The sequence below is a fragment of the Hydrogenophaga sp. GW823-FHT04C09 genome, from assembly GCF_058796355.1.
Genome location: NZ_JBXAIO010000005.1, coordinates 66463 through 84657 on the forward strand (window position 1 = coordinate 66463; position 18195 = coordinate 84657).

Genomic DNA, 18195 nt, shown 5'->3' on the forward strand with positions numbered 1-18195 from the left:
CCAGTCATGCCGTGACGCCGATCGGGTTGCGGAGAATTCCGAGGCCGGTGATCTCGACCTCGACCACGTCGCCTTCTTTCATGTAGAGCGGCGGCTCGCGGCGGTCGCCCACGCCGCCGGGCGTGCCGGTGGCGATCACGTCGCCGGGCGAGAGCGGCGTGAAGCGCGAGATGTAGGCCACGATGGTCGGGATGTCGAAGATCAGGTCGCCCACGCTGGCGTGCTGCATCACCTGGCCGTTGACGCGGGTTTCGAGCTGCAGCTTCGTCACGTCGGGCACCTCGTCGCGCGTGGCCAGCCAAGGGCCGAAGGGGCCGGTGCCGGGGAAGTTCTTGCCGGGCGTGAACTGGTGGGTGTGTTTCTGCCAGTCGCGCACGCTCACGTCGTTGAAGCAGGCATAACCGGCGATGTGCTCGAAGGCGTCTTCCTTCGCGATGTGGCGGCCGCCCTGGCCGATCACGAAGGCGAGTTCGCCCTCCCAGTCGAAGCGGTCGGAAAACGCGGGGCGCAGCACGGTGTCGCCGTGCGCGGCCAGGCTGTCGTTGAAGCGCAGGAACAGCGAGGGGTGTTCGCTGTCGGCGCGCTTGGTCTCGGCCACGTGGCTCTTGTAGTTCAGGCCCACGCAGATCAGCTTGCCGGGGTTGGGGATCACGGGCAGCAGGCGCACCTGCTCGGGCGCGAGCGAGGGGCCGGCCAGGCCGTTCAGTTCACCGAGCGCGTTGGCGGCGATGGCGGCTTTCAGGTCGGCGTGGCGCGCCTGGAAGGCGGCGGGCACCGGGGTGTGGCGGCCGTCGCTGCCGACCACCCCGTAGGTGGCGCGGCCGTCGGTCTCAAAGCTGGCGAAACGCATGGTGGGCTTGTCTCCGGGTGGGGCGCTGCGGGCAGCGCGGGGGTGATGGGGACGCAGTCTAGGAAAGCGCCCGCCATCTGCCTAGAATGCAAACGGAGATTTCAGACATGCCTTGATTGGCATATCAGAACCGGAGACCCCATGAACCCCAACGACTTCCGGCTGTTCCTCGAGGTGGCCGAACTCGGCAGCTTCACCAAGGCAGCGGCGCTGCGCCAGACGGTGCAGTCGCACATCAGCCGGCAGATCGGCGAGCTGGAGAAACAGTGCGGCGGCGCGCTGTTCCGGCGCACCGGGCGCGGCGTGACGCTGACCGACCTGGGCCGCCACGTGGAGGCGCGCGTGCGCGGCTGGGTGCGCGACACGGACCAGCTGCTGGCCGACATCCGCATCGACGCCGGCGAGCCCATGGGCGAGGTGCGGCTGGGCATCCTGCCCTCGGCGGCGCACCCGCTGATCACCCACGTGTTCCTGCGCCTGCAGGCGGAGTTTCCGAAGATCAAGCTCAACGTGCGCGAGGGCCAGGGCGGCGAGCTGGACACGCTGCTGGACATGGGCAGCGTGGACATGGCCATCCTGTTCCGCTACCAGAAGCCCACCAGCGCGGACGAGCAGCTGCTGGCCGTGGCGGGCACCTACCTGGTGTCGCGGCCGGACGACCCATTGACGCAGAACGACACCTTCGAATTCGCGCGCCTGGCCGGGCTGCGCCTGGTGCTGCCGCGGCGGCCCGCGCACTGGCGCGCGGTGCTGGACGAGACGGCGCGCAGCAAGGGCTTCGTGCTGCAGGCCGAGGTGGAGGCCGATTCGCTGCGCGTGCAGCGCGAGCTGGTGGCGCACACGCGCGGGCTGTACTCGCTGCTCGGGCCGTTCTCCATCGACGCCGAGCTGCGCGCGGGCCGGCTGCGCGCCTCGCGCGTGGTCAACCCCGACCTGCGGCGCCACGTGACCCTGGCCCTGCCCAAACAGGGCCAGCTCACGCCGGCGAGCAAGATCGTCGCGCGCATGCTGCGCGAGACGGTGGAGGGCTGGGGCAACCGGCTCAGCGAACCCGGCGGTTCACCCGCCCTCTAGCCCCGGTTCACCAGGGCAGGGTGAAGGTCTTGCCGTTGCAGAAGGACTTCATGGCCTCCTGCACGCCTTCCTTGTAGCCCAGGCCCGAGTCCTTGATGCCGCCGAAGGGCGTGAGTTCGATGCGGTAGCCTGGCACTTCCCACACATTCACCGTGCCCACCACCAGCTCTTTCGCGAAGCGCGTCGCGTGGTCCATGCGGTTGGTGCAGATGCCGGACGAGAGACCGTAGGCCGTGCCGTTGGAGATGCGGATGGCTTCGTCGATGTCGCGGAAGGTGATGATGGGCGAGACCGGGCCGAAGGTTTCCTCGCGCACCACGGTCATCTCGGGCCGCACGTTGTCGAGCACGGTCGGTGCGTAGAGCGCGCCCTCGCGCTGGTTGCCGGTGAGCAGGCGCGCGCCCTGCGATACGGCTTCGTTCACCAGGGCCTGGAAGCGCTCGGCGGCCTGGGCGTCGATCACGGTGCCCATGTCCATCTTGGCGTCCATGGGGTCGCCGTGCTGCCAGCGGCGGGTCTTCTCCACCACGAGTTCGGTGAACTCGGCCGCCACCGAGGCCTGCACCAGCATGCGCTTGACCGCGGTGCAGCGCTGGCCCGAGTTCTTGTACGAGCCCTGCACCGCGAGGTCGGAGGCCTTGTCGAGGTCGGCGTCCTCCATCACGATCAGCGGGTCGTTGCCACCGAGTTCGAGCACGATGCGGCGGTAACCGGCCTTCTGCGCGATGTACTTGCCGATGGGCACCCCGCCGGTGAAGGTGATCAGGTCCACGTGCTCGTTGACCAGCATCTCGTCGGCGATCTCGCGCGGGTCGCCGGTGATGACCTGGAACATCTCGGGCGGCAGGCCGGCCTCGTACAGGATGTCGGCCAGGAAGTAGGCCGAGAGCGGCACCTTCTCGGAGGGCTTGAGCACCATGCGGTTGTTGGTCGCGATGCTGGGCACCACCTTGTGCGCCACCTGGTTCATGGGGTGGTTGAACGGCGTGATGGCGGTGATCACGCCTTGCAGCGGCTCGCGCATGGTGATGACCTTGCGCTTCTTGCCGTGCGGCGTGAGGTCGCAGGAGAACACTTGGCCGTCGTCGCGCAGCGCCTCGTTGGCGCCGAACACCAGCACGTCGGCCACGCGGCCGATTTCGTACATCGAGTCCTTCTTGCACAGGCCCGACTCCAGCGTGATCAGCGTGGAGGCCTCGTCGGCGCGCGCGCGCAGCAGGGCCGAGGCCTTCTGCAGGATGCTGGAGCGCTCGTAGCGCGTGAGCTGGGCCTGGTAGGCGTGGGCGATGTGGTACGCGCGGCGCACGTCGTCCAGTGTGGCCAGGGGCACGGTGCCCACGCGCTCGCGGTTGTAGGGGTTGATCACGTCGAGCGTGCGTTCGCGCGCGATGCGCTCGCCGCCGATGCGCAGCGCCTCGGCGCGGAAGTGTTCGCTGTCGCGCAAGGGGTTGCGTGCGTTCATGCCAGGGTCTCCTCGGCGCTGCCAATGAAATTCTTGCCGCGCGCGCCACCCTGGGCGTGCAGCACCATCTGTTCGGCTTCTTCGTCGCTCACGCCGTAGTCGCAGAAGCGCGTGCCGACGCCGAACTGTTCGATGAAGCGCGCCAGGCGCACGGGGGCGCTGGACAGCGGCCCGCCCAGCGCCTGCTCGAGCACCGCGTCGCGGTCGTCCCGGCGGCCGATGGCGCGCGCCAGCACCATGGGCAAGGGGAAGGAGCAGGCGATGCCGTGCGGCAGGCCGTAGCGCAGCGTCATCTCGTACGAGATGGAATGCGCCAGCGCCGTCTTGGTGTTGGAGAACGCCATGCCGGCCTTGAGCGCGGCCAGCGCCATGCGCCCGCGCAGCTCCAGGTTGCCGAGCTCGCGCATCAGGCGCGGCAGCACGTCCAGGATGTCCTTCACCGCCGAGATCGCGAACGCGTCCGAGACCGGGTTGGCGTTGACGTTCCAGATCGATTCGAGCGCGTGCGACAAGGCATCGAGCCCGCTCTGCAGCGTCACCGCGGGCGGCAGCGAGAGCATCAGCTCGGGGTCGATGAGGGCCGCCGTGGGCCAGGTCTGCGGCAGGTGCAGCGAGTACTTCTTCTGGCTTTCCCGGTCCCAGATGGTGGCCCACGGCGTGACCTCGCTGCCGGTGCCGGCGGTGGTGGGCACGGCGATCAGGGTCTTGACCGCGTGCGGCGTGAAGGCCGCGCCGGTGGCCAGCAGGTCGACCAGCTCCTGGAAGCGGCCGCTGGCGGTGCCGACCATGAGCGCCTTGGCGGTGTCGATGGCGCTGCCGCCACCGACGGCCACGATGACCTCCACGTCGGCGTGTTCGCGCCAGAAGGCCTCGTGCGTCGCCGCGAGTTCGGCCACGTCGGGGTTGGGCAGCACCTGGTCGATCACGCAGGCCAGCTGCGCGCCGAGCACGCCCTCCAGCCGGGCCAGCAGGCCGAGCTGGCGCGCCTCGGGGAAGGTCACCAGGGCGGCCCTGCGGCCCCCCAGCAGCTTCGGCAGAGACAACAGGGCCCCTGGCCCGTACACGCTGTGCACGGGATTGAAGTAGTTCGCGGTCATGGAAAGCCTTCAGGCGGTCGTGAGCACGGCGTGGTTGAGCGCCAGGTCGAAGATGTCGAAGTTGCGCAGCCGGCGCCCGGGGAGCAGGCCTTGCAGCTTCCGGTTGAACAGCAGCGGCACCTTCTGTTCGGACAGGCCGCCGTGCGAGCGCAGCGGCACGGTCAGGCCGCTGAGGTCGTGCTCGGCGGCGCGCGTGCCCAGCACGGTGAGGTGGTCGGAGATCACCACCAGGTCGCCGATGCGGTCGGGCGGCAGCTCGAAGCGTTCGGCGGCCTCGTCGCGCGTGAGCACGGCTTCGATGCCGTCGTGGCTCATGAGGGCGCTGGCGATGGTGCGGGCGTTCGCGCCGCGCGGCAGGTAGACGGTGGCGAAGGAGCCGAGCGCGCCGTGGTGCACCACGTAGGGGTCGGTGATGGGCAAGATCACGCGGCTGCCATCGGCCCCGGCGGTTTCGTCCAGCACCTCCTGCAGGAAGACGATGCGCGGCTGGCCGGCGGCGTCGGTCTTGGGGCTCATGCCGTGGTCGGCGGTGAGCGCGATCACGGCACCGAGCGCGTCGAGTTGGGCGAGGTAACCGTCCATCATGGCGTAGAAGTCGTTCGCGCCCTGCGTGCCCGGCGCGCACTTGTGCTGCACGTAGTCGGTGGTGGAGAGGTACATCAGGTCGGGGCGGCGCGCCTCCAGCAGCTTCACACCGGCGGCGAACACGAACTCGCTCAGGTCGGCGCTGTAGACCGAGGGCACGGGCTTGCCCACGAGCTCGAGCACCCGGTCGATGCCGCTGTCGGCCACGGTGGCCTTGTCGGCCTTCTCGGCCGAGAAGCAGATGCCGCCCTGGAGCTGGTGGCCCAGCAGGGTGCGCAGCTTGTCCTTGGCGGTGACCACGGCCACGCTCGCACCGGCCCGGGAGAACGCGGCCAGCAGCGTCTCGGCGCGCAGGTAGGCCGGGTCGTTCATCATCACTTCCTTGCCCAGCGCGGTGTCGAGGAAGTAGTTGCCGCAGATGCCGTGCACCGAGGGTGGCGCGCCGGTGACGATGGACAGGTTGTTGGGGTTGGTGAAGCTGGGGACCACGCAGTCGCCGACCAGCGAGGTGCCCTTGGCCAGCATCTTTTTCAGGAAGGGTGCCACGCCGGCCTGGATGGCCTGCGTGATGTAGTCGGGCTCGCAGCCATCGACACACACCACCACCACCGGCTGCGCCGGCTTGTTGTACTCGCGGTCATTGACCTTGAGTTTGAATTGGTCCGGGGCCATCAACGTGCTCCTTGTTGGATCCAAGCGCGAAGCTTGCTGGAAACGTAATCGGCGGTCATGACCATGGCCACGATCACGAGAATGCAGGTGGCCGTGTCCTGGTACTGGAACAGCTTCATGCTGCCCACCAGTTCGAAGCCGATGCCGCCCGCGCCCACCATGCCCAGCACGGTGGCCTGGCGCAGGTTGGTCTCGAAGCGGTAGAGGATGACGGCGATCCAGGTCGTGACCACCTGCGGCAGCACGCCGAAGATGATGATCTGGATCGGGCCCGCGCCGGTGGAGCGCAGGGCTTCGATCGGGCCCTGGTCGATGTCTTCGATGGACTCGGCGAAGAACTTGCCCAGCATGCCGGCGCCGTGCAGCGCGAGGGCGAGCACACCGGGGAACGGGCCCAGGCCGACGGCGGCGACGAAGATCAGCGCGAGGATGATCTCGTTGATGCCGCGCATGATGTTGAGCACCTGGCGCATGAAGTGGAACACCACGGGGTGCGGCGAGAGGTTGCGCGCGGCCAGGAAACACACCGGCACCGCGAGCACGAAGGCCAGCAGCGTGCCCCAGATCGCGATCTGCACGGTCTCGATGGCGGGCGTGACCAGCTTGGACGCGAATTCCCAGTTGGGCGGGAACATGCGCGAGAGGAAGTCGCCGATCCAGGGCGCGCCCTTGACCAGTTCGCTGAGGCTGACCTGGCTGCCGATGGCGGCCCACCAGATGACGGCGAGCAGGGCCAGGCCGGTGACGGCGTATTTCCACCAGCCGTCGTTGCCGCCGCTCTTGGCGACGAGCAGGTTGTAGCGTCCGATGCCGATCATGGTTGCTCCAAAGCCAGTTGGGGAGCGGCGTGCGCCGCGACAGGGGACGGCGCGGCCACCGAGGCCGCCGGTGCGTCGGGTGGGGTCGGGCCTTCGAGGCCGCCGGGGTAGATGCGCTGCAGCACCTCGTCGGTGAGTTCGTCGGGCCGGCCCTCGAACACGATGCGCCCACCGGCCACGCCGATCACGCGCTGGCCGAACTCGCGCGCGTAGTCCACCTGGTGCAGGTTGCAGATCACGGTGATGCCGGAGTCGCGGCTGGCCTGCTGCAGGTAACGCAGCACCTTGCGCGAGGTCTTGGGGTCCAGGCTGGCCACGGGCTCGTCGGCCAGGATCACCTTGGGGTGCTGCGCCAGGGCGCGGGCGATGCCCACGCGCTGCTTCTGCCCGCCCGAGAGGGTGTCGGTGCGCACGTCGGCCTTGTGCTCGAGCTCGACGCGGCGCAGGCATTCGCGCGCGGCGTCGATGTCCTCGCGCGGGAACAGCTGGAACCACGACATCAGCGCGGGCATGGAGCCCAGGCGGCCGGTGAGCACGTTCTTCAGCACCGAGAGGCGCGGCACCACGTTGTAGTGCTGGAAGATCATGGCCACGTCGCGGCGCACCTTGCGCAGGCCGGCGCGGTCGCCGCGCGAGAGCTCGCCGTCCACCCGGATCTCGCCGCCCGAGGGCTCGGCGAGGTGGTTGATGCAGCGCAGCAGCGTGGACTTGCCCGCACCCGAGGCGCCCAGGATCACGACGAACTCGCCCTTGGCCACGCTCAGGCTGACGTCGTGCAAGGCCACGAAGTCGCCGTAGCGCTTGGTGAGGTTGCGGATCTCGATCATTTCATCTTCCTCAGATCGAGGTTGAGCAGCTTGGCGGTGTCGCGGATCACGTTGTAGGCCGCGTCGTTGGTGGGGTGGAAGCCGTTGAGCTGGCCCTGGTCGGACCAGGGGATGTCCTTGACCTGCAGGAAGGCGGCCTGCACGCGCTTCTTGAGATCGGCCGGCAGGTCGGTGCGCCACACGGTGGGCGACTCGGGGATGGGGTCGGACTTCCACACCTCGACCAGGTCCTCGCGCTTGGCCAGGCCCTTGGCGATGGCCGCGTCCAGGATGCGGTCGGCGATGGCGGCGGCGTCCACCTTCTTGTTCTGCACGGCGATCGCGCTGGAGTCGTGCGAGCCCGAGAAGATCACGCGGCCGAAGTCCTTGTCGGTGTCGAAGCCGGCCTTCATGAGACCGGCCTTGGGGAACAGGTGGCCCGAGGTGGAACTGGGGTCGACGAAGGCGAAGGTCTTGCCCTTCAAGTCGGCCACGGTCCTGATGCCGCTGTCCTTGTGCGCGATCACCTGGCTGTAATAGAACGTGCGCCCGGCCTTCTTGGTTTCGGCCACGGCGAAGGCCTCGATGGGCGCGATGGTGGCGCCGAGCACGTACGAGAACGGGCCGAGGTAGGCCACGTCCAGGCGCTTGGAGCGCAGCGCCTCGATCACGCCGTTGTAGTCGGCCGCCACGAAGGGCTTGACCGGCATGCCCAGCGCGGCGGACAGCATGTCCATCATCTTCTGGCTGTTGGCGATCATGGCGCGGGAGTCTTCCGACGGGATCAGGCCGACGGTGAGCACCTGTTGCGAGCGGGCGGGGAAGGCGATCGTGCCGGCCACGGTGGCGGCGGTGCCGATCAGCACCTTTCTGCGATTCATCATGAGCTTGTCTCCGGGGGTTTGTAGGGACATGAAAATTCTCCATCTTCGACTGAGCGGACTTGCCCGGCTTGGAGTTTTTCAGCCGGGTGTGACGCGCCTGTGACAACGATGAAAAATCACGAGCGTCCGGTGGTTCTGTCGACTCCTGCACCGCTCTGGACGCAGTAAACCACCGCCGTTCAGCCGAGACCAATTCAAAGATTGGCGGAGTTCTATACAATTTTTCTATGCGACTGACCCAGCTCCGATCCTTCTACGCCGTGGCCCGCATGGGCAGTTTCACCAAGGCCGCGGAGCACCTGCACGTGAGCCAGCCCACCATCACCACGCAGGTGCGCTTTCTCGAGGAGAGCTACAAGGTGGAGCTGTTCCACCGCAGCGGTCGCCGCGTGCAGCTCACGCAGCTGGGCGAACAGCTGATGCAGCTGGCGCAGAACATCTTCAGCCTGGAGGGCGACGCGGTGAGCCTGCTGCGCGACGCGGGCGAGCTGCGCACCGGCCAGCTGCGCGTGGCGGCCGTGGGGCCGTACCACGTGACCCGGATGCTGGCGGACTTCAGCCAGCACTACCCGGCCATCAAGGTCAGCGTGAGCACCGGCAACTCGCAGGACGTGCTGGACCGCCTGCTCGACTACCGCGCCGACGTGGGCGTGCTCGCGCAGCTGGTGAAGGACGACCGTTTCCTCTCGGTGCCGTTCAGCCGCCACCCGGTGGGCATCTTCACCTCCAGCGAGCACCGCTTCGCGCGGCGCCGCAGCATCCGGCTGGCCGAGCTGCAGGGCGAGCGCATGATCCTGCGCGAGCAGGGCTCGACCACGCGCAAGGCGCTGGAGCTGGCCTTGCACAAGGCCGGCGTGGAGCCCGAGGTGGTGATGGAGATCAGCAGCCGCGAGGTGATCCGCGAGGCCGTGTCGCAGGACATCGGCATCGCCGCGGTGTCCACGGTGGAGTTCGTGCCCGGCCCGGGCCTGCACCTGGTGAGCATCAGCGACGCGGACATCTACACCTACGCGCACGTGCTGTGCCTGGCCGAGCGGCGCAGCGCGCGCATGGTGCACGCGTTCTTCGAGACCGTGTCGCCGCCCACCGAAGGCGTCCACCGGCCGGCCCGCAAGAAAGGCAACGGACGGTAGGCGCGAAGGGACGGTTTTACCGAAGGGGCGGGCTCTTCACCTGCAGCGCGCCCGGCGGCGAGACCACGGCCGGCGCCTCGACGATCCCCGTGGCGTCGTCCATGCCCGTGCGGTGTCGGTCGCGCACGAAGAGCGCGCCGATGAGCACCGCGAGGGCCGACACCGCCACGGTGTAGACCAGCCCCTGGAAGATGTTGCCCGAGGCGACCACCATGGCCGTGGCGATGAAGGGGGCGAAGCCGCCGATCCAGCCGTTGCCGAACTGCAGGGCCACCGAGACGCCGCTGTAGCGCACGCGCGTGGGGAACTGCTCGACCAGGAAGGCGCCCATGGGGCCGTAGACCATGGTGGCCAGGAACACCAGGCAGAACAGCATCAGCACCACCATGGGCGCGTTGATGCGCGCCGGGTCGGCGCTCACCGGCATGCCGCGCTCGATCAGCGCCTCGCGCAGCGCGGCCTGGTCGAAGCCGTCCCAGCGCTGCTCGCCCAGCACCACGCGCAGCTCGCCGCTGGCGGGCTGGATGGTGTAGGGCACGCTGTTGGCCGCGAGGAAGGAGCGCGCGCGCGTGCAGGGCTTGGTGGCCTTGGGCTGGAACAGCTGGCCGATGAAGGTCTGGTCTTCGCGGCAGTCGCCGCCTTCGATGACCACCACCGTGCGCTCGCGGAATTCCTGCAGGCCCGGGTTGCCGTACTTCGCCATGCCTTCGAAGATGGGAATGAAGAGCAGCGCGGAGAGCAGGCAGCCCGTGAGCATGATCCACTTGCGCCCGATGAGGTCGGAGAGCCAGCCGAAGAACACGAAGAAGGGCGTGGCGAGGATGAGCGCGATGGTGAGGTAGGCGTAGGCCGACTGGGGCGGCAGCTTGAGCGTGGCGGTGAGGAACTGCAGGCTGTAGAAGTGGGCGGTGTACCAGATCACGGCCTGGCCGGCGACCGCGCCGAAGATGGTGACGAGCACGATGCGCAGCGTGGGGCCGTGCGCGAAGGTGTCCTTGATCGGGTTGCGCGAGCCCCGGCCTTCGGCCTTCATCTGCTGGAACACGGGCGACTCTTCGAGGCGCGCGCGCACGTACATGGAGTAGGCCAGCAGCAGGATGGAGAGCATGAAGGGCACGCGCCAGCCCCAGGCGAGGAACTGCTCGGGGCTGAGCACCGAGCGCAGCGCGAGGATCACCGCCAGCGACAGCAGCAGCCCGATGGTGCCGGTGATCTGCAGCCAGCTGGTCATGAAGCCGCGCCGGCGCACCGGTGAGTGTTCGGCGATGTAGGTCACGGCACCGCCGAACTCGCCCCCGATGGCCAGGCCCTGCAGCAGGCGCAGCGAGACCAGGATGGCCGGCGCGGCCCAGCCGATGGTCTCGAAGGTCGGCAGGAAACCGATGGCCGCGGTGGCCACGCCCATGATCATCATGGTGATGAGGAAGGTTTTCTTGCGCCCCACCGTGTCGCCCAGGCGGCCGAAGAACACGGCGCCGAAAGGCCGCAGCACGAAGCCCGCGCCGAAGGTGGCGAGCGAGGCGAGGATGGCGGCGGATTCGTTGCCCTGCGGAAAGAACAGGGCGCCGAAGAACACGGCCAGGCTGCCGTAGATGAAGAAGTCGTACCACTCGAACACGGTGCCGAGGGCGGCGGCGAAGACGACGCGGCGCGTCTCGGCGGGGGAAGGTGTTGTTGTGCTCATGATCTTGTCTCCGTGATGGTGTTTATTGAACCGCAGGAAGCCGGCCGATGAAGTGGCGCAGGCCGTCGTTGAACGCGGCCGGCTGCTCCAGCATGGGGAAGTGCGCGGCCTGCGGGATCAGCAGCAGCTCGGCGTGCGGCAGGCCCTGGGCCAGCGCGCGCGATTCGGCGGGCGGCGTGATGCGGTCCTCTTCGCCGCAGACCACCAGCGCCGGCAGCTGCAGCCGGGCCAGCTGCGCGCGCGAGTCGGCCGCGTTGAGCGAGGCGATCGCCTGGCGGGCGACGAAGGCGGGCGTCTGCGTCACCTCCTGGCGCGCGAAGTCGATCAGCGCGCGCGGCGCCACCGAGCCGAACGAGCGCTCGATGACCGCCTGGCTGGCCGGCTCCACGCCCAGTTCGTCGATCGCCTTGAGCACGTTGTCCACGCGCACGTCCGGCCCCAGGCCGTGGGGCGTGGCGCCCACGAGCACCAGCGCGCGCAGAAGGTGGGGGTTCTTGAGCGCGAAGGCCTGGGCGATCGTGCCCCCCATCGAGAGGCCGATGAGCACGGCCTCGGTGATGCGCAGCGTGTCGAAGACCCGTTCGAGGTCGCTCACGAAGGCCTCCATGGTGTAGTCGCGGTGGGCCGGGCGCGGCGAGCTGCCGTGCCCGGGCAGGTCGATGATGACCAGCCGGTGGGTGGTCGAGAAGGCCTCGATCTGTTCGCGCCAGAACGCGCCGGTGGTCGTGAAGCCGTGGCACAGGAACAGGGTGGGGCCGCTGCCGTGCACCGTGACGCGCGTGTCGCCGATCAATGTGGAACTCATCTTGGGGTCTCCAGGGTTGGGCTGAGAAAAGCCGCCGCCAGGCGGCCTGCCCGTCTTCGCACGACATGTGCCAGTGCGCGCCTCGGCCGCCCCGCGAGGCAAGACCGTTGTTTCTCAAGGGAAAAACCGCGCGTTGGGCCCGATTGACGGTTTCGCGGCCGGCGGCTAGTCTCAAATTCGCGTCTCAAATCTGAGAACCGAGAGGAACCCACCATGCCCTTTCCCGACTGGTTCGGCTCCGGCCAGAACGAGGCGGTCTTTCTGCGCCGCCTGCTGGACCACGTGTCGGACTGCCTGGTCGCCGTCGACACCGAAGGGCGCGTGGTCCTGATCAACGAGCCCTACTGCCGCCTGCTCGGCGGCCGGCAGGAGGATTTCATCGGCCGCCACATCACCGAGGTGGTGTCGGAGAAGACGCGCCTGCACCTCGTGGCGCAGGGCGAGGCGGTGGTGACGGGCGTGCCGCTGGAGGTGCGAGGGCAGCAGCTGTTCGCGCGCCAGGTGCCGGTGTACCAGGACGACCGCATCATCGGCGCGGTCGGGCTGGCGCTGTTCTCCAACCTGAACGCGCTGAAGAAGGCGGTGGCGCTGGCGGCGCAGCAGGACCTGTCGATCCGCAGCGCGGGCAGCGGCTGGGTGGCGCGCCACGGCGTGCAGGACCTGATCGGCACGGGCGCGCGCATGGACGCCCTGCGCGCGCGCATCGTGCAGGCCGCGCAGCACGCGCTGCCGGTGCTGATCCAGGGCGAGAGCGGCAGCGGCAAGGAACTGGCCGCGCACGCCATCCACGCGCACTCGGCGCGGGCGCGGCGCCCCTTCGTGTGGGTGAACTGCGCCTCCATCCCCGAGGGCCTGATCGACGCGGAGCTGTTCGGCTACGAGAGTGGCGCCTTCACCGGCGCGCGCGCCCGGGGCAAGCCCGGCAAGTTCGAGATCGCCAACGGCGGCACGCTGTTCCTCGACGAGATCGGCGACATGCCGCTGCACCTGCAGGCCAGCCTGCTGCGCGCGGTGCAGAACCAGGAGATCGTGCGCCTGGGCGGCACCGCGCCGATCGCGATCGACACGCGCATCGTCTGCGCGACCCACCGCGACCTGCCCGCCCTGGTGCGGCGCGGCGCCTTCCGGCTCGACCTGTACTACCGCCTGAACGTGGCCGGCCTGCGCATGCCGGCGCTGCGCGAGCGCGACGACCTGGCGGACTTCATCGGCCTGCTGCTGCAGCGCGTGGCGCAGCGCGAGGGCCTGGAGCCGCGCCGCATGCCGGCGGCGGTGCTCGCGCGCTTCGTGCAGTGCCCCTGGCCGGGCAACACGCGCCAGCTGGAGAACGCGCTGCTGCGCTTCCTGCTCTCGGGCGAGGTGGCGCTGGACGAGGACGCCGGCCTGGGCGCCGACACCGGGCGCCCCGTGGCGGATGCAGCGAATGCGGCGGACGGCGGCTACTCGCTGCAGGGCGGGCTGGACCGCGAGCGGGACGCGCGCATCCGCCAGGCCCTGCGCGCGGCCGAGGGCCGGAAAGACGAGGCCGCGCGGCTGCTGGGCATCAGCCGGGCCTCGCTCTACCGCGAGCTGCGCCGCCTGGGCGCGGGCTGAACCGCGGCGCCGCTCAGGCCCAGCCTTCGAGCACCACCTTGCCGCGCGCCTTGCCCGATTCGATCAGGGCGTGGGCGCGCTTCAGGTTGGCGGCGTTGATGGGGCCGAAGTGCTCGGCCAGCGTGGTGCGGATCAGGCCGGCATCGACCAGCGCGGCCACCTCGTTGAGCAGGCGGTGCTGGCCGACCATGTCGGCCGTGCCGAACAGCGCGCGCGTGAACATCAGTTCCCAGTGCACCGAGACCGACTTGCGCTTGAACTTGGTCACGTCCAGCGAGACCGGGTCGTCGATCAGGCCGAATTGGCCCTGCGGCGCGATGGCCTCGACGATCTGGTCGAAGTGCGCGTCGGTCTGCGTGAGGCTCACGATGTGGTCCACCTGGGGAAAGCCGATGCGCTTGAGCTCTTGCGCAATGGGCTGGCCGTGGTCGATCACGTGGTGCGCGCCCAGCTCCTTGACCCAGGCCTGGGTCTCGGGCCGCGAGGCGGTGCCGATGACGGTGAGGCTGGTCAGGCGCGTGGCCAGCTGCGTGAGGATGGAGCCCACGCCGCCCGAGGCGCCGATGATGAGCAGCGTCTTCGAACTGGGCGCCTTGCCCGGGGCGATGCCCAGGCGGTCGAACAGCATCTCCCAGGCGGTGATGGCGGTCAGCGGCAGCGCGGCGGCCTGCGCGAAGTCGAGCGACGTTGGCATGTGGCCGACGATGCGCTCGTCCACCCGGTGCAGTTCGCTGTTGGTGCCCGGGCGCGCGATGGAGCCGGCGTACCAGACGCGGTCGCCCGGCTGGAACAGCGTGACCTCCGGGCCCACGGCCTTGACGATGCCGCTGGCGTCCCAGCCCAGCACCTTGTACGCCTCGCCCTCGGCCGGCGCGCCGCTCTTGCGCACCTTGGTGTCCACCGGGTTGACCGACACGGCTTTCACCTCGACCAGCAGGTCGCGGCCCGTGGCCACGGGGTCGGGCAGGGTGATGTCGATCAACGAGTCGGGTTCGCTGATGGCCTGGGGCTTCTGGTATCCAACGGCTTTCATGGTCTTGCTTTCAAAGATGGAGAAAAGGGGAAAGGAGGGCATCACGCGGCGGCCAGGGCGGCGTAGTCCGTGTAGCCGCGCGCGCCGCCGCCGAACAGCGTCGTCGGATCGAGCTCGGCCAGCGGCAGCTTGGCGGCGAGTCGCGCCGGCAGGTCGGGGTTGGCGATGAAGGGCCGGCCGAAGGCCACCAGGTCGGCCAGGCCTTCCTTCAGGATGGCATCGGCGCGCTGGGCGTCGTACTTGCCCGCGACGATCACGCGGCCCTGGTAGGCGCGGCGCAGCTCGCGGCGGAACGCCTCGGGCACCTGGCGCGCGTCGTCCCAGTCGGCCTCGGCCAGGTGGAGGTAGGCCAGGCCGATCTCGTCGAGCTGTTTGGCCAGGTGCAGGATGGTGGGCACGATCTCGGGGCAGTCCATGTTGCGCTGGGTGATGAAGGGCGCCAGCCGCATGCCGGTGCGCTCCGCGCCGGCTTCGCTGGCCACGGCGGCGGCCACCTCGGCGGCGAAGCGCGTGCGTTGCGCCGTGCCGCCGCCGTAGGCGTCGGTGCGGTGGTTCGAGGTGGTGCGCAGGAACTGGTCGATCAGGTACCCGTTGGCGCCGTGGATCTCCACGCCGTCGAAACCGGCGCGCATGGCGTTGGCGGCGGCGCGGCGGTAGTCGCCGATCACGGTCTGGATGTCCTGCGCGGTCATCTCGCGCGGCACCGGGGCATCCAGCATGCGGCCCACGCCGTCCTCGCCCATCACCCAGACCTTGGCGTCGGGCGAGAGGGCCGAGGGCGCCACCGGCAGGCCGTCGGCGTGGAAGCTGGCGTGCGACATGCGGCCCACGTGCCAAAGCTGCAGCACCATGCGCCCGCCGGCCGCGTGCACCGCGTCGGTCACGCGGCGCCAGCCGTCCACCTGGGCCTCGCTGTGGATGCCGGGCGTGAAGCTGTAGCCCTGGCCCTGCGGCGAGATCTGGGTGGCTTCGGACACGATCAGGCCGGCGCTGGCGCGCTGCGCGTAGTAGCAGGCCATGAGTTCGTTGGGCACGTTGCCGGGCTGGCTGCTGCGGCTGCGCGTGAGCGGCGCCATCACCAGGCGGTTGGGCAGGTGCAGCGGGCCGAGTTCGAGGGGGCGGAACAGGGGGGAGGTCATGGTGGGCTTTCGGTGAAGTGGGAATGGACAGCATGGTCTCGCGATCCATTCATTTGAAAAACCACCTGGTCTTTGAATCCATCTTCAAGCAAAATTTGAAAATCATGAAAGCCCTGCAGGACCTGGACATCTTCGTGCGCACCGTCGACAGCGGCAGCCTGTCGGCCACGGCGCGCGCGCTCGACCTCACGCCGGCCGCCACCAGCGCCGCGCTCAAGCGGCTGGAGGCCGAACTGGGCGTGCCGCTGTTCGTGCGCTCCACGCGCAGCCTGCGGCTCACGCAACAGGGCGAGCGCTTCCTCGAACAGTGCCGCCCGGCGCTGGAGGCGCTGCAGCAGGCGAGCCAGCAGATCGGCGCGGGCGAACAGGCCTTGCGCGGCGTGCTGCAGCTCGCCGCGCCGTCCGACCTCGGCCGCAACCTGCTGCTGCCCTGGCTCAATCAGTTCCAGGACTCGCACCCGCAGGTGGACATCCGCCTGCTGCTGTCGGACAGCATCGCCAACGTCTACAGCAGCCCGGTGGATGCGGCCTTCCGTTATGGCAAACCGCCGGACTCCAACCTCGTGGCCCTGCCGCTGGCGGCCTCGCACCGGCGCGTGCTGTGCGCCTCGCCGGCCTACCTGGCGCGGCACGGCGCGCCCGCGACACCGCACGAGCTGACCGGGCACGACTGCCTGTGCTTCATGCTCCACGACGAGGTGCACGACCGCTGGCGCTTCTCGCGCGGGGACGCCAGCCCGGAGATCACCGTGCGCGTGAAAAGCGTCAACGTGTCCAACGACGGCGACGCGGTGCGGCGCTGGGCCCTGCTGGGTAAGGGCATCGCCTACAAATCGTTCTTCGACGTGGCCGACGACCTGGCGCAGGGCCGCCTGCAAGCCCTGTGCACCGACTGGACCACCGAGGCCGTGCCGCTGTTCCTCGTGATGCCCAGCCGGCGCCAGCTCACGCCGCTGGTTCGCTGCCTGCGCGACTTCATCGTGGAGCGCACGGCGCCTTTGCTCGCTCAGGCGCCGGCTTAGCGCCCCATGCGCGCCAGCAGCTCGGCGCGGATGTCCTTCTTCATCACCTTGCCGACCTTGGAGCGCGGCAGGTCGGGCCAGACCTCGACCCGCTTGGGCGCCTTCACGCTGCCGATGCGCGCCTTCACGAAGGCGATGATCTCCTCGGGCACGAGCGCGCGACCCGCGTGCGGCTGCAGCACCGCCACCACCGCCTCGCCCCACTTCTCGTCGGGCAGGCCGATCACGGCGCTGTCCTGCACGTCGGGGTGCTGCATCAGTGCCTGCTCAACCTCGACCGAATAGACGTTGAAACCGCCGGTGATGATCATGTCCTTGGCGCGGTCGACGATGTAGAGGAAACCGTCCGCGTCCAGCCGGCCGATGTCGCCGGTGTGGTGCCAGCCGAAGCGGCCGGCCTCGGCCGTGGCTTTCGGATCCTGGTAGTAGCCCATCATCACCAGCGAGCTGCGCACCACGATCTCGCCGGTCCCGCCCGGGGGCAGCAGCACGCCTTCGCTGTCCATGGTCGCCACCTGCACCAGCGGGCCGGGCCGCCCGGCGGACGAGAGGCGCTCGCGCGCCACGCTGCCGTCGGCGTGGAAGTGTTCGCGCGGCGACATCATGGAAATCATCATCGGCGCCTCGGTCTGGCCGAAGAGCTGCGCCATCACCGGGCCGATCTTGCTCAAGGCGTCTTCCAGCCGCGCGGCCGAGATCGGCGCGGCGCCGTACCAGAAGCACTGCAGCGAATCGAGCTGGGTCGTGGCCAGCCGCTCGTGCTGCAGCAGCATGTAGATCAGCGTGGGCGGCAGGAAGGTGTGGGTGACGCGGTGGCGCTCGATCAGCGACAGGAACTCGCCCAGGTCGGGCTTGGGCATGATGACCACGCGCCCGCCCAGCGCCATCACCGGCAGGCACAACACGCCGGCCGCGTGCGTGAGCGGCGCGAGCGCGAGGTAGGTGGGCCGGCCGTCGAACGGGTAACCCATGAGCGTGAGCGCGCTCATGGTCTCCAGGTTGCGGCCCGAGAGCATCACGCCCTTCGGGCTGCCGGTGGTGCCGCCGGTGCCCGCGATCATGGCGAGGTCGTCCACCGGGAGCACCTCCACCGGCTCGTCGCTGGTGCCGTCGGCCCATTGCGCCCAGGAGGGCGCGAAGGGCAGCACGGCGTCGAGGCACACGTACACGCGCACCTTGGGCAGCTGCGCGCGCATCTGCTCGACCATGGGCGCGTAGGCGCTGTGGAAGATCAGGCAGCTGCAGTCGAAGGCGTCGAGCACGTAGCGGTTTTCCGAGGCCTCGTTGCGCGGGTTCACCGGGCACCACACGGCGCCCGCGCGCGAGATGCCGAACACGCAGGCAAAGGCCAGCGCGTCGTTGCTGGAGAGCACCGCCACCTTGGCGCCGGGGTCGATGCCGGTGCGCGCCAGCGCGCGCGCCACGCGGTGGCTGATGCGCCGCACGTCGTCGTAGCTCAGGTCCATGCCACCCATCGAGAGACAGGGCGCGTCCGGGCCGAGCATGGCCCCCTTGTCGAGGTAGTCGATCAGTCGCAT

At 69.3% G+C, this 18195-nt stretch carries 16 protein-coding genes; 4 read left to right on the forward strand and 12 right to left on the reverse strand.

All coding sequences use genetic code 11. The features are described from left to right. Window positions 1–4 precede the first annotated feature (4 nt). Window positions 5–850 carry a fumarylacetoacetate hydrolase family protein gene (locus tag AC1Q9M_RS15155; RefSeq protein ID WP_382327809.1) on the reverse strand — a complete coding sequence of 282 codons (846 nt, stop codon included), beginning with the start codon at window positions 848–850 and terminating at the stop codon, window positions 5–7. 141 nt (window positions 851–991) lie between these two features. On the opposite strand from AC1Q9M_RS15155, the gene AC1Q9M_RS15160 reads away from it, so the two are divergent. Continuing rightward, window positions 992–1924: a LysR family transcriptional regulator gene (locus tag AC1Q9M_RS15160; RefSeq protein ID WP_382322609.1), complete on the forward strand. Its 933-nt coding sequence runs from the start codon at window positions 992–994 to the stop codon at window positions 1922–1924. Window positions 1925–1931: 7 nt separating this feature from the next. On the opposite strand, the gene phnY is transcribed toward AC1Q9M_RS15160, so the two are convergent. Genes phnY through phnD form a run of 6 tightly spaced genes read right to left on the reverse strand, consistent with a single transcriptional unit; the run spans window position 1932 to window position 8245 of the window. After that, the gene (phnY, locus tag AC1Q9M_RS15165) at window positions 1932–3386 is read right to left on the reverse strand and encodes a phosphonoacetaldehyde dehydrogenase (RefSeq protein WP_382327805.1); all 1455 of its coding nucleotides are present in this window, start codon (window positions 3384–3386) and stop codon (window positions 1932–1934) included. Continuing rightward, the gene (gene psrA / locus AC1Q9M_RS15170; protein WP_492434504.1) at window positions 3383–4483 is read right to left on the reverse strand and encodes an iron-containing alcohol dehydrogenase PsrA; all 1101 of its coding nucleotides are present in this window, start codon (window positions 4481–4483) and stop codon (window positions 3383–3385) included. The genes phnY and psrA overlap by 4 nt, the downstream gene beginning before the upstream one ends. A 9-nt stretch (window positions 4484–4492) precedes the next feature. Then, complete coding sequence (gene phnA / locus AC1Q9M_RS15175; protein WP_492434505.1) at window positions 4493–5740, reverse strand: phosphonoacetate hydrolase; 1248 nt, start codon at window positions 5738–5740, stop codon at window positions 4493–4495. Beyond that, the gene (phnE, locus tag AC1Q9M_RS15180) at window positions 5740–6558 is read right to left on the reverse strand and encodes a phosphonate ABC transporter, permease protein PhnE (RefSeq protein ID WP_492434506.1); all 819 of its coding nucleotides are present in this window, start codon (window positions 6556–6558) and stop codon (window positions 5740–5742) included. Before phnE ends, phnA begins: the two co-directional genes overlap by 1 nt. Next, window positions 6555–7385 (reverse strand): phosphonate ABC transporter ATP-binding protein, encoded by an 831-nt coding sequence (gene phnC, locus AC1Q9M_RS15185; protein WP_444687763.1) that lies wholly within the window; start codon window positions 7383–7385, stop codon window positions 6555–6557. Before phnC ends, phnE begins: the two co-directional genes overlap by 4 nt. Further along, entirely contained in the window at window positions 7382–8245 is an 864-nt protein-coding gene (phnD, locus tag AC1Q9M_RS15190) for a phosphonate ABC transporter substrate-binding protein (RefSeq protein ID WP_382325808.1), read from the reverse strand. Before phnD ends, phnC begins: the two co-directional genes overlap by 4 nt. Window positions 8246–8475: 230 nt before the next feature. Here phnD and AC1Q9M_RS15195 point away from each other — a divergent pair, with 230 nt between their 5' ends. Continuing rightward, the gene (locus AC1Q9M_RS15195; RefSeq protein ID WP_382322614.1) at window positions 8476–9381 is read left to right on the forward strand and encodes a LysR substrate-binding domain-containing protein; all 906 of its coding nucleotides are present in this window, start codon (window positions 8476–8478) and stop codon (window positions 9379–9381) included. 16 nt (window positions 9382–9397) lie between these two features. Here the strand turns inward: AC1Q9M_RS15195 and AC1Q9M_RS15200 are convergent, their stop codons facing one another. Beyond that, complete coding sequence (locus tag AC1Q9M_RS15200; protein WP_444687764.1) at window positions 9398–11065, reverse strand: MFS transporter; 1668 nt, start codon at window positions 11063–11065, stop codon at window positions 9398–9400. 22 nt (window positions 11066–11087) lie between these two features. Then, a complete protein-coding gene (locus AC1Q9M_RS15205) occupies window positions 11088–11870 on the reverse strand; it encodes an alpha/beta fold hydrolase (RefSeq protein WP_492434507.1) in 783 nt (260 codons plus the stop codon). A 213-nt stretch (window positions 11871–12083) separates the two neighbouring features. Here AC1Q9M_RS15205 and AC1Q9M_RS15210 point away from each other — a divergent pair, with 213 nt between their 5' ends. Beyond that, window positions 12084–13463, forward strand: coding sequence for a sigma-54 interaction domain-containing protein (locus AC1Q9M_RS15210; RefSeq protein ID WP_492434508.1), 1380 nt, complete (start codon window positions 12084–12086; stop codon window positions 13461–13463). A gap of 13 nt (window positions 13464–13476) precedes the next feature. Here the strand turns inward: AC1Q9M_RS15210 and AC1Q9M_RS15215 are convergent, their stop codons facing one another. Together AC1Q9M_RS15215 and AC1Q9M_RS15220 are read right to left on the reverse strand one after the other, a co-directional pair. Continuing rightward, window positions 13477–14496 carry a zinc-binding alcohol dehydrogenase family protein gene (locus AC1Q9M_RS15215; RefSeq protein ID WP_492434509.1) on the reverse strand — a complete coding sequence of 340 codons (1020 nt, stop codon included), beginning with the start codon at window positions 14494–14496 and terminating at the stop codon, window positions 13477–13479. A gap of 41 nt (window positions 14497–14537) precedes the next feature. Next, window positions 14538–15635 (reverse strand): alkene reductase, encoded by a 1098-nt coding sequence (locus tag AC1Q9M_RS15220; protein ID WP_492434510.1) that lies wholly within the window; start codon window positions 15633–15635, stop codon window positions 14538–14540. A gap of 104 nt (window positions 15636–15739) precedes the next feature. On the opposite strand from AC1Q9M_RS15220, the gene AC1Q9M_RS15225 reads away from it, so the two are divergent. Then, window positions 15740–16657: a LysR family transcriptional regulator gene (locus AC1Q9M_RS15225; protein WP_492434511.1), complete on the forward strand. Its 918-nt coding sequence runs from the start codon at window positions 15740–15742 to the stop codon at window positions 16655–16657. Here the strand turns inward: AC1Q9M_RS15225 and AC1Q9M_RS15230 are convergent. Beyond that, window positions 16654–18195 (reverse strand): AMP-binding protein, encoded by a 1542-nt coding sequence (locus AC1Q9M_RS15230; RefSeq protein WP_492434512.1) that lies wholly within the window; start codon window positions 18193–18195, stop codon window positions 16654–16656. The genes AC1Q9M_RS15225 and AC1Q9M_RS15230 overlap by 4 nt on opposite strands.

What these genes read in the sequence shown, in the direction of transcription:
- AC1Q9M_RS15155 (WP_382327809.1), bottom strand. Translation starts at nt 850, where the DNA reads ATGCGTTTCGCCAGCTTTGAGACCGACGGCCGCGCCACCTACGGGGTG.
- AC1Q9M_RS15160 (WP_382322609.1), top strand. Translation starts at nt 992, where the DNA reads ATGAACCCCAACGACTTCCGGCTGTTCCTCGAGGTGGCCGAACTCGGC.
- phnY (WP_382327805.1), bottom strand. Translation starts at nt 3,386, where the DNA reads ATGAACGCACGCAACCCCTTGCGCGACAGCGAACACTTCCGCGCCGAG.
- psrA (WP_492434504.1), bottom strand. Translation starts at nt 4,483, where the DNA reads ATGACCGCGAACTACTTCAATCCCGTGCACAGCGTGTACGGGCCAGGG.
- phnA (WP_492434505.1), bottom strand. Translation starts at nt 5,740, where the DNA reads ATGGCCCCGGACCAATTCAAACTCAAGGTCAATGACCGCGAGTACAAC.
- phnE (WP_492434506.1), bottom strand. Translation starts at nt 6,558, where the DNA reads ATGATCGGCATCGGACGCTACAACCTGCTCGTCGCCAAGAGCGGCGGC.
- phnC (WP_444687763.1), bottom strand. Translation starts at nt 7,385, where the DNA reads ATGATCGAGATCCGCAACCTCACCAAGCGCTACGGCGACTTCGTGGCC.
- phnD (WP_382325808.1), bottom strand. Translation starts at nt 8,245, where the DNA reads ATGAATCGCAGAAAGGTGCTGATCGGCACCGCCGCCACCGTGGCCGGC.
- AC1Q9M_RS15195 (WP_382322614.1), top strand. Translation starts at nt 8,476, where the DNA reads ATGCGACTGACCCAGCTCCGATCCTTCTACGCCGTGGCCCGCATGGGC.
- AC1Q9M_RS15200 (WP_444687764.1), bottom strand. Translation starts at nt 11,065, where the DNA reads ATGAGCACAACAACACCTTCCCCCGCCGAGACGCGCCGCGTCGTCTTC.
- AC1Q9M_RS15205 (WP_492434507.1), bottom strand. Translation starts at nt 11,870, where the DNA reads ATGAGTTCCACATTGATCGGCGACACGCGCGTCACGGTGCACGGCAGC.
- AC1Q9M_RS15210 (WP_492434508.1), top strand. Translation starts at nt 12,084, where the DNA reads ATGCCCTTTCCCGACTGGTTCGGCTCCGGCCAGAACGAGGCGGTCTTT.
- AC1Q9M_RS15215 (WP_492434509.1), bottom strand. Translation starts at nt 14,496, where the DNA reads ATGAAAGCCGTTGGATACCAGAAGCCCCAGGCCATCAGCGAACCCGAC.
- AC1Q9M_RS15220 (WP_492434510.1), bottom strand. Translation starts at nt 15,635, where the DNA reads ATGACCTCCCCCCTGTTCCGCCCCCTCGAACTCGGCCCGCTGCACCTG.
- AC1Q9M_RS15225 (WP_492434511.1), top strand. Translation starts at nt 15,740, where the DNA reads ATGAAAGCCCTGCAGGACCTGGACATCTTCGTGCGCACCGTCGACAGC.
- AC1Q9M_RS15230 (WP_492434512.1), bottom strand. Translation starts at nt 18,195, where the DNA reads ATGCGACTGATCGACTACCTCGACAAGGGGGCCATGCTCGGCCCGGAC.